Raw genomic sequence first — 13441 nt, 5'->3', positions numbered from 1 at the left:
AGATACAAGTTTTCAATAAACCATGTCAACAGGAATGACGGGCGGCGGGGAGGTCCGGAAAAACCCAGTAATGCACAACTTGATCGTCCCGTAAACCCATGGTAAAGAAAGGCTCTTAAATCAGATTCACCCGTATGTCCTCTATTTGTGAAGAAGAAAACAGATGAAGAAACTTTTTGCTGCAATACTTATCTTCTCGATCCTCGCCGTTGTACTTTTCGCGGTGATCGTCTTCAGAGCCCCGACGGCTCCGGTATTACCGGTGCCGCAGATAAAGCCTGCTGCTCCAGCTGAAAAAACGCCTGTCGCAGTGCTTTCCCCACCACAAGACCTGGAACGTGCCCTTCCCGCCGCAACACCGACAGTGCCTGTTGAACCGTCAATATCTATAGAAGATAAACCGAAATCTGCTGCTACACCGGAAACTGCCCTTGCCCCCATGGATCCTCAGCAGGTGGCCAGCGCTGCCGCCGCTCCGGACACCGTGCCGCACCAGGCAGCACCTGACACTCCCGCTGACCGGCAACCACCAGTTTTAATCGGCCTCCTCACCGATACCGGTGAGACTGAGGAAAACCAGATGGTTGACCCCTACTCCACCCAGGTGAAGCGGGCACCACGAAAACAACCGGAGGCCGTACCGCAACAAAAACCGGTGAAAAAGACCCAGGCCGAAGAGAAAAATGGTATGGAAATGGTACACCTCTCTGCAGGCAACCACCCATTTTCCATCCTCCTCGAAACCCTCTCTAAACATTCCAATGCCCAACAGGCAATATCCTTCTACAAGAAAAAAGGCCTGACCTGTTATTGGGTGAAGGTCTCGCTTGATGACGAAGGAGATAAATACCGGCTCTTTACCGGGGCCTTTGCGACCGAGGCCGAGGCAAAAAGCGCCCTTGTCAAACACCATCTCACCGGAAAATCTGTCAAAAAAACCCCATATGCCGCCCGTATCGGAATCTTTAGCAACAAGGAAGAACTCGCCGCAACCTATAAAAAGACTGCAGCAACCGGAGTTGTTCCGTATGTTCTTGGCACAGTGGAAGAAAGCTTTTTTCTTTATGTCGGGGCCTTCTATACCGCCGAGGGGGCAAACAGCCAATGCCGGGAGCTGGTGGACCAAGGACTTCCTTGTCAGGCGGTGTCCCGTTCGACATTACCATAAGGTATTTCCTCCTTCGGTACGGCGAATATTCGAAAACAAGCCTTGCCTGCAGATGATACTTTATAAAAAAACTCCCAGGAAGGATATTCGGCCGGAAGAGGATGAGAGCGTAGCTGAAAAAGGATCAGTAGACGACCTGGGACATCCGTCGCAATTCCGCCTTTTTGCCGATGGCAACAATGACATCGTTGGCGTTAAAGATCTCGCCGGGTCCCGGATTGAAAATCATCTCACCGGTAACCCTTTTGATAGCGACGATGATAACGCCAAAATCCTGGCGGAGATTACTGCTGACCAAGGTCTTGCCGATGATCGGCGACCCCTTGCCGATGATTGCCTCCTCCATCTGCAGGCCGAGTTCGGTATGCATCATCGTCTGATCAAGAAAATCAACCACCGTCGGTTTGTGAAGGATCTCCGCCATCCGCCGCCCGCCCATCTGGTACGGACAAACCACCCGTGAGGCCCCGGCCCGCAGCAGTTTGTTTTCGTTCTGCACATCCGAGGCCCGGGCGAGGATGAAGATGTCCGGGCGCAAGCCCTTGGCGGAAAGGGCAATAAAGACGTTGTCGGCATCGGAACTGACCGCCGTCACCAAGCCTCTGGCACGGGCGAGGCCGGCGGCATTCAAGGCCTCGTCGGAGGTGGCATCCATATTGAGATAGAGTACACCTTCATCTTCCAGGATCTCAATGCTTGCCGGATCCTGCTCGATCACCACCAGGGGTATCCTTGCAGTCTTGAGTTCCTTGACAATGACCTGGCCTATCCGGCCGTAGCCGCAAATAATATAGTGGTCCTGCAACTTGGCAATCTGTTTTTCCAATTTTCTTCTCCCGAGAACTCTCCTAAGCTCACCTTCCACAAAGATACGGGCAACCTGCCCAAGGGTATAGGTCAAAAGGCTGATGCCCAGGATAATGATAACGATAGTGATTCCTCTGCCGGAGTTGGAGAGGGGCTGCACCTCCATGAAGCCGACGCTGCTGATGGTTATGATAGTCATGTAAAAGGCATCAAATAAATGCATGCCCTCAACCAGAACATATCCGGAAGTACCAAAAGCGATTGTCGCTAGCAGGAGGAAAAGCGAGAGTTTGAGTCTAAAGAAGTCCATGGGTTTGCAAGAGGCAAGCTCGTTGCCGATTGATTTCCGCAACGGTTGCAACCATGGAGGGTATTTACCATGAATGGTACCTCGCTGCCACGGCATTTCCGTGCGACTGGAGATCTTCGGCAAACCGTGGCGACGGCGAGAAACCCTCGCCGCAAGCAGGTGAAACTAAAACAACAGGAAGTGCTCTGTTCCGGCTGAACCGTTGGCAAAAATGGCCTGATGGATGGGCAAGCAGCGCCTATGCGACCAGATCGATCTGCTGCATAGTGACGGCCTGGCCGCTCTCCAGCAGTGCCAGCCCGGTCTCCCGCACCTGGCCAAGCAGTGCATTCTCCGCGTCCTTGACGGAAAAGGCCGTTTCGATATGACCGAGATACAGGGCGCCGATGCCGACCTGGCCAAGGGCCAGCAGCTGCTCTTCGCCGCTGCTGTTACGTGACCAGATACGCAGGCTTTCATAGATCGCATCATTTTCGTCAATCCAATTATTGCCGTCGGCGTCGTAGGCGCTGAGATCGGCAAAACCGTTACCGGAAGCGGTACCGAAGAGTTCGCTACCGTCATTGATCATCCCGTCACTATTTTTGTCGAGAGCGAGAAAACCGCTGCCGGGGGACACAAAGGCTATTTGCTCGGCGCTGCCATCGACATCGATATCAAAGGCAAAATTCCGCTCGGTCAGCTGGGCGGCGGTGCCGGAAAAATTGACCACCAGCGGATCCTTCAGAGCGTCTCCGGCACGGATATTGATATTTTGTTCGCTGTAAAATTCCCGGCTCATGCTGAGACTTGCCGAGAAATCGATAGTCCGGCCATCAGTTGTGGTAATGACCCCCGCTGCGGCAAACTCGATCTTCTCATATTCATATTGGGATTCGTGATACTCGTACACCAGCCCGTACCCGGCACTGCTGTTTTCCGGTGGTGCCACTGCCTCGGTCCCTTCAGAACCCGCAACCACCGGGGCATTTTCGACGACAGCTCCGGACACCTTCAGCGGATCGATGGTCTGAAACTTCCGGCCAGTGAGTTTTTCAAAAAGCGCCTGGAGAATACGCAGATTGAGATCGCTCATCATCTCCTGTTCTTCGGGGATCTCAAGCTCGGCGGGCTGCACCTCACGTTTTTTTACCGCAGCTGGTGAAGACAGGGATACCTTGTCGGCCAGACGATGTATCTCTTTGTCTGGATCAAGCTCCCGCCCCCTTCGGCCGTTTGCCCCAGTGACTCTCGGCTCCCCACCATTGTGCCAAACGGTCAGGGATTCACGTTTTTGATAAGATGCAAATGCGGTGTTTTTCGAATACAGCTGGATTGCGGAATCAGCAATTCTCATGAGCCGGCCCTCCCTGGCTGGTGTTGTGGGATGGAGAGCGTGGTGCAGTCATCCTTGACATATGCAACAAAAAACACGCTCCAGTCTGTATCGGTTGACTAAGACCGAAAGTTTAGAAGCCGGCAAAAATTAACCTGATTATTTAATACCCAATCTTTAAAATGTTTTTTTGACAAGGACTTAGAGTCTTACTCCATGCTACCTAAAGGAAAAAACAGGCCGATTGCCGCCACTTCCATTCCATCAGGAAATCAGTTGCAGGCGGAAAATCTTTGCGATAGGATACAGGCGCCTTTGATGTATTGTTCCGCACATGAGTGTTTACCTTGAATTCATTGTGCATTTTGCTCGGAATCGGCGGCTGGGCTCTAATCACTCGGTGAAATATAATGGCTGCAAGCAGGCTTCGAATTGAAAAAATCGGTGGCACCACCATGTCCCGGTTCGGGGAGGTGTTGAAAAACGTCATCCTTAAAGACAAAAATGACATTTATAACAGAATCTACGTGGTTTCCGCCTATTCCGGAGTCACCAACGAACTACTCGAACATAAAAAGACCGGTCAACCGGGAATCTACCAGAGCTTTCAGCAAAATGCCGAGTACGAACCGGCGATGATCAGCCTGCAGAACCGGCTTTGTGAAATGAACCGCAACTTTGAGAGTATCGGCCTCAACATTGCGATTGCCGACCAATTTGTCTGCGAACGCATCTCCTTCGCCGTCAATATCTTAAAGAGCATGGACAACGTCATTTCCTCCGGTTACGTCAATCGCAACGAAGTCCTCCTGGCCGCTCGGGAGTTGCTTGCCTCGATCGGTGAGATGCACAGCGCCTTCAACAGCGCCAATATTTTGCAAAACCTCGGATACAACGCCACCTTCGTCGATCTGAGCGGCTGGCAGGAACGGCGCGAGCGGACCATTGATGAGCGCATTCGCCACACCTTCGCAAAACTCGATCCAACCACGACCATCTGCGTCGCCACCGGCTACACCAAGGGTACGGAAGGGATTATGCGGGAGTTTGACCGCGGCTATTCAGAGGTGACCTTTTCAAAAATCGCCTGCCTGCTTGGCGCCAGTGAGGCGGTGATCCACAAGGAATACCACCTCTGTTCGGGGGATCCGGTAATCATCGGTGAAGGCAAGGTGCATCCAGTCGGCAATACCAACTTTGATGTCGCCGATCAGCTGGCCGATGTCGGCATGGAAGCCATCCATCCCAAGGCCTCAAAACCGCTGGAAGTTGCCGGGATATCCATTCGAGTAATGAATGCCTTTGACCCCAGTCACAGCGGCACCTTGATAACCAAGGACTATATCTGCCCGCAATCCAAGACGGAAATCGTAACCGGCTCAAAAACGGTAACCTGCCTGGAAATTCATGACACCCGGATGGTCGGCGAGGTCGGTTTTGATATGCGAATCATGAAGATCCTGCAGGATCACAACGTCAGCTATATCAACAAGGCGACCAACGCCAACACCATTGACGTCATTATCGCCGAAAAGGACTGCTCGCAATCCCTGGTCGAAGATATGCGCAAACACTTCGAGGTCGTCACCACCAAAAACGTTGCCATCGTCTGTGCCATCGGCTCGAATATAGCCAAACCCGGCATACTCGCCAGGGCCGCGCAAGCCCTGGCCGATGAAGGCATCAACATTCTCTCGGTATCCCAGACCACCAGGCAGACCAATATGCAGTTTACGGTGCTTCGCGACCATTTTGTCCAGGCCCAGCGCTCCCTGCACCGGGCGCTCTGCGAAGAACTGAGCTGAACAGAGGTAGCCGCTGCAGGTAACGCTTGATGTAAAAATGACATAAAAAAGGGGCGGCACCGAATTTTCGGTACCGCCCCTTTTCCTTGTAAAACCTCCGACAAGCCTAGGTTCTTTTAACGCCTTGTCAGAGGATATTTACCCGCACGTCCTCCGACAAAGTTTCGATCTCCTCAGCGATAATCTCGCTGTCCGCATCAAGGGGAACCGAAAGGGTCAATCGCGCCGAAAAAACGGTGTCGTCAATACCATCCATGGCGAACCGCTTGCATTCCATGTCTTCTACCCCGATATCAAGATTGGCGAGAATGCTGCTCAGGTCACCGGTCAACCCGCGTCTGTCAATACAATCAACGACGAGCTTGATGGTTTTGGTCTTCTCCCGAGGAGCAGGATTAACCGGGGCGTATACAAAACTCAGGGAAGGGAATCTCGCTTCCAAATTCGACTTCAGGGCACTTTCCTGGTCCTGAGCAACAACAACGTTCATTATCGCGGCAAATTGCCCATCAAGTCGGATGAGCTTGCTGGTCAACCACTCTCCGCCCAAGCCGCGGGTGGCCTGCGCCAAGACCTTAATGATTCCCGGAGTGGCCGGCCCGTAAACAGTGGTAATAAAATTGCTTTTCATCCAGCTCCCCTGTTTTGCAGAAAACCACAAAATGAAGTCGATCTCCCGTTTCCCAAGCTGACATGTTTACCACAGAATCTGTCGTAATTCCATTGCCCATTTTTATAAAGCCCTCTGCCCGCTTGAGGAGGGTACCTGAAAAACAAAAAACCGCTGCGGCCTTGAACGGCCCCAGCGGTTGATTGGCGGGCAGGAAAAACCCGTTCTGCCCCGTTCTGTTAATACGCAGTTTAGCGGATGGTCTCCACAACCGTCTTCGCCTCCGGCCAACGACGTTCAGCAACCTCATCGGTTGAGTAATCGGGGAGAAGGATCGGCGCCACCGCCGGATTGTCAATTCCGGCATCGGCAAGCTCTTTCTCAAACTTGACCACATGATCAAGGGTTAAGGCCTTGAGCTCGACGCCCGCCTTGACGTAGGCTGCGGCATTCTTGCCGGCACGGCGGCCAAAGGTAATGATATCCTGCAGGCTGTTGCCCATCAACCGGTTCTCGCCATGCACCCCACCGATCGCCTCGCCGGCCGCATACAGTCCCGGCACGACGGTCTCGGTATTGCCGTTGATATTGATACCACCGTTCTGGTAATGCAGGGTTGGATACACGAGCATCGGCTCCTTGCTGATATCGATACCATGCCGCTCAAACTGGATGAACTTGGCCGGCAGTTCTTTCTTCACAGTGCCCGGACCGTGCAATTCCTCGATCATCGGCGAATCAAGCCAAAGGCCAACCCGTCCGGTCGGGGTGATGATCCCCTTGCCTTTCTCCATTGCCTCGCAGATCAGCTCCGCCGATTCAACATCGCGGGGTTCGAGTGGGAAGCAGAACTGCTCGCCGTCGATATTGAGGACGTGGGCGCCAAGGCCGCGGACTTTTTCGGTAATGAGCAGGCCGACGTTCTGCTCCGGATAGGCAACCCCGGTCGGATGATACTGGGTGGAATGCAGATCCTTGTTGCCGACGCCGGCGCGATAGGCCATAACCACGCCGTCCATGGTGGCACCATAATGGTTGGTAGTGGCGAAACCTTTGATATGCAGACGACCGAAGCCGCCGGTGGAGATGATGACCGCCTTCGCCCGGACTATGGAGAACTCTTTGGTCTCCATGTTGAAGAGGATGGCACCGCCGCATTTGCCGTCCTTGTCAAGGAGCAGTTCAACCGCCGGACTGAATTCGAGGGTGGTGATTTGCTCGCCCCGGTTACGGACCTCGTCGCGTACCACCCGCATGATCTCGGCGCCAGTCATATCGCCCGACGACTGCAGTCTCTTGCGCGACGAGCCGCCGCAGTGGCGAACAACCGTACGGCCGTCTTCGTACTTATTGAAGATCATCCCCAGGCTCTCCAGCCAGGCGATGGACAGCGGCGCATCGTTAGCCAGGGCCGCTACCAGGTCACGCTGATTGGCAAAATGGCCGCCGCCGATGGTATCCATGAAGTGGTAATACGGCGAGTCGCATTCGTGGGTTGCCGCCTGGATGCCGCCTTCGGCCATGATGGTGTTGGAATCACCGTGACGCAGCTTGGTGGCAATGATGACCTTGCAGCCGCCATCGGCCGCCATGATCGCCGCCGAGGTGCCTGCTCCACCGCCGCCGAGAACGAGGACGTCGGTATCAAAATCGATCTTGGTCAGGTCAACCTTGTCGGGCCGGACCATCGATTTCGACTCGAGCAGGGCGGCGACGCCTTCCTGATAAATGTCACCTTTATTCGGACCAACCGCCACCTTACGCTTGCCGCTTTCTTGATAATCAGGATGGAATTTCGACAGGACCTCCTCCCGCTCCTGCATGGAGAGGGCCGGATAGTTTTCATTGCGTTTGGCCATGGCCACCCGCGCCGGACGGGTCGCCTCGACTTTTTTAATCAGTTCTTGTAATTCTGGTGTGTATGCCATTGTTATATCTCCTTAATCCAAGCAGAGGATCGATGGTAATTCATTATAGGTAGCGAGTTTCTTTCGGCTGCCAGGAACCTCTCTCGGCGAAATCGGGTTCCCTCTCCCGCTCCACATATTGCTTTTGCAGTTCCTCTTTGCTTGCCGCCGCCAATTCACTGAGCATGGTTTCATATTTGCCGCTTTCAATGGCTTCAACCCTCGCTTTCAGATGTTCCGCCTGGGGCAGGATATATTTGCCATAGACCCGCCGGGCCAGTTGGGCTATCTGGTATTGGGGAATTTCTCCCATGCAGCGGCTGGCGCACAATCCACACTGGATGCAGTCAAAGGACAGCCGCGCCGCCTTTTCGATATTGCCTTGCTTGAGGGCGGAGATATAACCGAGGACATCAACGTCCATGGGGCAGGCCTTGGTGCACTGGTTGCAGGCAACACAGCGAAACAGCTCGGGATACAGGGCATGAATTGCCTCGGGCAGGCCGCCGATCTCGTTAATGTTGTAGCTGGCGCGGTTGGCGGGGTAAAAGGGGATCTGGGCAAGATACATATCCGCTGCCACCACGGTCTGGCAGGCGAGCCCGAAGTGCAGCTTATAGTCACCGGCCATCCGGTATACCGTCGGACAGGCGCCGCAGATGCCGCCGCGACAGCCGGCACCGCGCAGGAATTTAAAGCCGGCAAACTCCATGGCCTTCATGATGGTGAGGGTTTCCGGCACCTCGTACCTTTTGCCCATGATATAGACTGGTATGGCCTTGGCACCTTCCGGCAGAATGGCCCTGTCCCCGGTTGCTACTCTGGGAGTCTTTTTCGTTGTTTTCTGGTCTGCTTCACACATGATTCATATCTCCAATAATGCTCGATAATTTGCGTTTCCTGCGGAAATCCCGGCCTCTTTGCTCACGCTGCGGCCAGACATTTTTTGCTCTGCAACAGTTCGATACTGACCTGGTCGTTCAGCTCGAAGTGGCAGAGTTTTTCATCAAGCCCCAGGGCCACCGCCAGCAGCTGGCTGAAGTAGTAGGTCGGAATGTTTTTGCCGATCCGCCCCCCTGCCAGCATCTGCGGTTGTTGCTTGCCAAGATTATACTCACAAAGCGGGCAGCTGGTGGCCAAGGCCTCGATGCCGGCCCCGGCTGCGAGATTGAGAATTGCCGCGGCGGCGCTGTTGGTCCCGGCCGCCGTCCCAAGCACCTGGTAGGATCCGCAGCATTTATCAGCGGCGGCAAAGGGCAGCACCGTCGCGCCAAGGGCCTCAAGCATCCCGGTCATCAAATTAAAATTGCCGAAAGGTTCGATACCGACCTCTGCCGGCCGGTGTAGGGTGCACCCGTAGTAGGGAGCAACCCGCAGGTCGGTGAGGGGCACCTTGACCCTTGCCCGCAGAGCATCCCAGCCGATGGCCTCCTGCAGAAAGGTCAGATAATGGACGACCTCAACCTCACCGGCATAATCGATTTCCTCATCCATGAAACGATTGATGGTGTCTCTTTTCACCGCATCGTTTTTCATGATCTGGTTGGCCCGCGCCAGGGTGTTGTAGCACATCGAACACAGGGTCACCAATTTGTCTGCCCCCTGTTCCTTGGCGCGCACCAGATTGCGCACCGGCCCAACCTGATGGATCAAATCATCGGCGGTCAGGGAGTGTACCGCCCCGCAACAATTCCATCGGTCGATTTCTTTCACCTCGACACCCAGAGCCTCCAGAGAGGCAATCGCCGCCCTGTCCAGGTTCTTGGCTTTGGTCTTCAAGGTACAGCCTGGGTAGTAACTGATCTTCATTGCTCTCCTTAACAGGTGAATTTTCTAAATCCGGCAACCAGGGCTATCTGCGGCATCTCGGCAATGAGTGCCGGCGGAAGCTGAGACGGCTCAATATAATTATGGCTCTTGCGCAATACCTGCTGCCGCAGGGCCTCCATGACTTTGGCGATATCGATCCCCCTCGGACATTTCACCGAACAGGCGTGGCACGACGCACACTTCCAGAAGCTATTGATACCCGCCAATCTCTCCACCAGACCGAATTGGGCCATGTGCATCACCTTGCGAGGACTGAAATCCATCTCCTGGGCCATGGGACACATACCGGTACAGGTGGCGCATTGCATGCACAGCTTCACACTTTCGCCACTCAGTTCATTGAGTTTCTCAATCGCCTGCAATGATTGAGTCTGGGCAGTAATCATTAAGGTCATGTTTCTTCTCTTTCAAGGTCGAATAAGTTTTGCCCGCCCGTGATACTTTCGGGCAGAATCGGGCAGAAAAAATACCAAGCCAAAAAACCCACCGGTATACTGCCGGCGCAAGCCTTTATCCACAGACAGTCTATCAGAGCCGTTCCCGGCCAAGCGGGAGACTCGCCACTACATTTCCGGAACTATATTTAACAGATTAGATAATTTTTTCAATAGCCTTTTTTTAACGTTATACCAGGAAGATAATATGCTATTGATGAATGAGGCTTCATTTTATACCTAGATCCCGGAAATGGTTTTTGCTTGCGCCTTGGGTTTTTTTTCCAGGGATTAGGACAGCGGGGATCCCTTTGGGGATACTGGTGCCTAATCGACCTGCATCCGACAGTTTTCAAAAGCAGGAGGGAAGGAAGGGCATTTTATGCCTTCGAAATGCACTGGAAGTGCTTGCCAAAGAATTGTCGTTTGTGTAGAGTCGTGGCCTTTGTTTTCAGTAAGGTAACTACCAGATTATCAATTACTTTGCAGGACAGCAAAACCATGAATGCTCCAGTGAAACTCCTTTGGGACGGGACTGAAAGACGGCGGCCGCACAGCTGCCGAAGGGTCTCTGACCGCCGGATCAACCAGGAGCGGCGATTTGACCGCCGAACCGCCACGGAAAGGCACTCCCGCGGCTTCTTGGGATGGTTACGTTCCCTCACCAAATCCCGGCTAGGCGTAGACCGGCGGAAAAACCATGACCAAAGGGTCATAGCCAATCGGCGCAAACTGACACCACGGTCTATGCTCACCAGAGAAGAGTTGCAAGATCTCCTCAGCTGACGGAACACTTCTTCGTATCAAAACTCCTATCCTGCGCCTGCGGGTCTGCTGCCGGGCGCGTCAAGAAAGGCTTTTATTGCAGCGGCTTTGCCGAATCACCCGACGTCCCGCCAACACCGGGAAGAGGCGGGGTATCGCAATCGGTGTCGACCGCGCAGGCATCATCCTCAGGTTTTTCCGATCCCGGCAGAAACGAGTACCCTGAAGGACGAGCACTGGAAACTCCTGAAAACTCCTTGACCCGGACAGGCCGGCAATTTTCATCAAGGTAATCCCTGATGCGTTTTTCTCCTTTGAGCACACGGGTGTCATCCTTCGTCATCGCCAGTAATACGGGGATTTCTTTAATTGACAGGGTCTGCAACAGCGAGCGGTTGACCTGTATATCGTAGTCTGGGAATATCGTCGCCCCTGTAACCTGCAATTGTTCAATTTCATCAATAGGATTAAAGCGCACGCTGCAGATATTGTCACTGCCGATAGCCTCAATCACTTTTTCGCAGTGACTGCAGGTAGAGGAGAAGAAGAGATACAGCCCTGCTCCACCCTGCTTGCCGGCAAGCATCGCCATGCTTCCCGAGTCAAGGGTTTTCTCCTTACCGCCGGCAGAACTGCTGAACTGCAAGCTGAGACAGGTGACGAAGACGGCAGCAAAAATGACCAGCCCGCGAAACAGCTGGAGCAGGCCGCAGCATATGTTGAGAAGGACAATAATTGCAAAGATCACTAAGCAATAGGAGCAGAATACCGTAGCGATTGCCTGCTGAAAAAACACCAGTACCGCTTCAGCCGACAGCCCGGCAAGGAGAAGCAATCGGGCCAGCTTATGCCAATAGCCGGCACCCTTTCGGCCACACCAGAACAGCCAAAAGAGGACCTGGAAAAACACAAACCCGGCGATATTGAAGACCAGGGGGGAAACCTTGGTCATACTGTCGACAATTGCGCAACCATCGTTGAGACACAGGCCCTTTTCCCCGGTGTATAAGAGAACCCCCTGCACTGCAGTCAACACACTCGCTAAAAAAGAGATGATTGCCCGTATCATATGATCTGGTATTCCTTGAACCATGGATTATTTCCCTGTTGACAGTCTGCCGTGCACTTTCTAAGAATGCGGGGGAATGAACACGAAGACAACATTTTGCGACACCCATTAAAGACAATATTCGGCAGAACTGCAACAGCGAAGAGCAGCTGCAATCCAGGCAAAAATCCCAAATTGCCCTCAATCAATATGACAAGACCAACCAGGCGATCATCGTCCACCAGGGAGCAGGGTATTTCGCAACAGCCCAGTTGCCCCGACTCCTGTGGTTCCGGGCAGGCAAGACAAAACCTCGGGCAGAACCAATGAAACCTCCTGTCGCCGCAGACTGCCTACCTGTTCTCATCGGCAGTCTGCCTCTTACCGATCACGCCGAGGCACTGCAGCTCATTCTTGCCCACACCCCGGAAATACCCCTGTGGCCGCAGCTACCGAAAAATCCCCGAGAAGGGATGATCCGCCAGTTTCTCACAGGTTTCCCAGGGCTGATCGATGACGGCAAGCGCTACTGGATCGATTCCGCCGGGCCCGGTTTTGCAGAGGAAATGGCCGCCTTTTACGAGGACTATCTGCAGGCAATTGCCAGCCCGGCTTTTCTCCAAACATCCCGTTTTGCTCTGGGCGCAGATTCCGCCGCCGGCTTTTTTACCCTGATCGATTACCTTGAAAAAACCCAGTCGTCACCGCTGACCATCAAAGGCCAGGTCACCGGCCCGGTCACTACCGGCATTGGCGTTAAGGACGAAAGCGGCAACTCGATCCTTTACAACGATAATCTGCGAGATATGCTCATCAAGCATATCGCCTTGAAGGCTGCTTGGCAGGTCGGTGAGTTGCTCCGGTTCACCAAAGGGGCCCATCCGATTCTCTTTATCGACGAACCGGGTTTGGTGAGTTTCGGCACAAGTGGCTTTTCCGGTGTCTCCGGCGAGATGGCCAGCCTGGCCGTTGGTGAGGTCATCGCCGCCATCAAGGGTGCCGGAGGGCTTGCCGGGATACATATCTGCGCCAACGGTGACTGGGCCCCGCCCCTTACCTCGGACACCGATATCATCAGCTTCGACGCCTATTCCTATTTTAATAATTTCATCCTGTACAAAGAACAGCTGTCCGCCTTTCTCGCCAGGGGCGGCATCCTCGCCTGGGGAATCGTGCCGACCGGCGACCCGCTGGCCGTGGCGGAGGAATCCGCAGCTTCACTTTTTGATAAATGGTTGGTACAGTTGGAGTCTTTGACTGCCTTCGGTTTCAGCGAGCAGCAATTGATGGCCCAGACCTTCATCGCACCCTCCTGCGGTACGGGGTCGCTTCACCCCGATCTTGCACGCAAGGTGCTGTCAATCACCCGCGAACTGTCGCAGATGGTGAGAACATACCGGAATAACCAGGCAATACCCCAGCAAATTTGACGGAGAAACACC

The 13441-nt window shown here is 53.9% G+C and carries 13 protein-coding genes; 5 read left to right on the top strand and 8 right to left on the bottom strand.

Annotated elements, in window-relative coordinates:
• Positions 1–163: 163 nt before the first annotated feature.
• Positions 164–1168: an SPOR domain-containing protein gene (locus OEL83_13920; GenBank protein MDK9708135.1), complete on the top strand. Its 1005-nt coding sequence runs from the start codon at positions 164–166 to the stop codon at positions 1166–1168.
• Positions 1169–1292: 124 nt separating this feature from the next.
• Here the strand turns inward: OEL83_13920 and OEL83_13915 are convergent, their stop codons facing one another.
• Positions 1293–2285, bottom strand: a complete 993-nt coding sequence (locus OEL83_13915; GenBank protein ID MDK9708134.1) for an NAD-binding protein — start codon at positions 2283–2285, stop codon at positions 1293–1295.
• 69 nt (positions 2286–2354) lie between these two features.
• On the opposite strand from OEL83_13915, the gene OEL83_13910 reads away from it, so the two are divergent.
• Positions 2355–2483, top strand: a complete 129-nt coding sequence (locus OEL83_13910) for a hypothetical protein (GenBank protein MDK9708133.1) — start codon at positions 2355–2357, stop codon at positions 2481–2483.
• A gap of 40 nt (positions 2484–2523) precedes the next feature.
• Here OEL83_13910 and OEL83_13905 read toward each other — a convergent pair whose 3' ends face one another.
• On the bottom strand, positions 2524–3621 hold the full coding sequence (locus OEL83_13905) for a hypothetical protein (GenBank protein ID MDK9708132.1): 1098 nt from the start codon (positions 3619–3621) through the stop codon (positions 2524–2526).
• A 389-nt stretch (positions 3622–4010) separates the two neighbouring features.
• Here OEL83_13905 and OEL83_13900 point away from each other — a divergent pair, with 389 nt between their 5' ends.
• Positions 4011–5405: an aspartate kinase gene (locus OEL83_13900; protein ID MDK9708131.1), complete on the top strand. Its 1395-nt coding sequence runs from the start codon at positions 4011–4013 to the stop codon at positions 5403–5405.
• Positions 5406–5532: 127 nt separating this feature from the next.
• Here OEL83_13900 and OEL83_13895 read toward each other — a convergent pair whose 3' ends face one another.
• From OEL83_13895 to OEL83_13875, 5 genes are all read right to left on the bottom strand, one after another.
• A complete protein-coding gene (locus tag OEL83_13895; GenBank protein ID MDK9708130.1) occupies positions 5533–6036 on the bottom strand; it encodes a hypothetical protein in 504 nt (167 codons plus the stop codon).
• Between the two features lie 230 nt (positions 6037–6266).
• Complete coding sequence (locus OEL83_13890) at positions 6267–7943, bottom strand: FAD-binding protein (GenBank protein MDK9708129.1); 1677 nt, start codon at positions 7941–7943, stop codon at positions 6267–6269.
• A gap of 43 nt (positions 7944–7986) precedes the next feature.
• Positions 7987–8784 (bottom strand): 4Fe-4S dicluster domain-containing protein, encoded by a 798-nt coding sequence (locus OEL83_13885; GenBank protein MDK9708128.1) that lies wholly within the window; start codon positions 8782–8784, stop codon positions 7987–7989.
• 62 nt (positions 8785–8846) lie between these two features.
• Entirely contained in the window at positions 8847–9731 is an 885-nt protein-coding gene (locus OEL83_13880; protein ID MDK9708127.1) for a CoB--CoM heterodisulfide reductase iron-sulfur subunit B family protein, read from the bottom strand.
• An 8-nt stretch (positions 9732–9739) separates the two neighbouring features.
• Positions 9740–10147, bottom strand: coding sequence for a 4Fe-4S dicluster domain-containing protein (locus OEL83_13875; GenBank protein ID MDK9708126.1), 408 nt, complete (start codon positions 10145–10147; stop codon positions 9740–9742).
• A 540-nt stretch (positions 10148–10687) separates the two neighbouring features.
• Here OEL83_13875 and OEL83_13870 point away from each other — a divergent pair.
• Positions 10688–10972, top strand: coding sequence for a hypothetical protein (locus tag OEL83_13870; GenBank protein ID MDK9708125.1), 285 nt, complete (start codon positions 10688–10690; stop codon positions 10970–10972).
• A gap of 73 nt (positions 10973–11045) precedes the next feature.
• Here the strand turns inward: OEL83_13870 and OEL83_13865 are convergent, their stop codons facing one another.
• Positions 11046–12020, bottom strand: a complete 975-nt coding sequence (locus OEL83_13865) for a hypothetical protein (GenBank protein ID MDK9708124.1) — start codon at positions 12018–12020, stop codon at positions 11046–11048.
• A gap of 305 nt (positions 12021–12325) precedes the next feature.
• Here OEL83_13865 and OEL83_13860 point away from each other — a divergent pair, with 305 nt between their 5' ends.
• Entirely contained in the window at positions 12326–13429 is a 1104-nt protein-coding gene (locus tag OEL83_13860) for a hypothetical protein (protein ID MDK9708123.1), read from the top strand.
• Positions 13430–13441 lie beyond the last annotated feature (12 nt).

The organism is Desulforhopalus sp. (genome assembly GCA_030247675.1).
In the GTDB taxonomy this organism is placed as follows: domain Bacteria; phylum Desulfobacterota; class Desulfobulbia; order Desulfobulbales; family Desulfocapsaceae; genus Desulforhopalus_A.
This window is presented reverse-complemented; position numbering and strand designations above follow the sequence as displayed.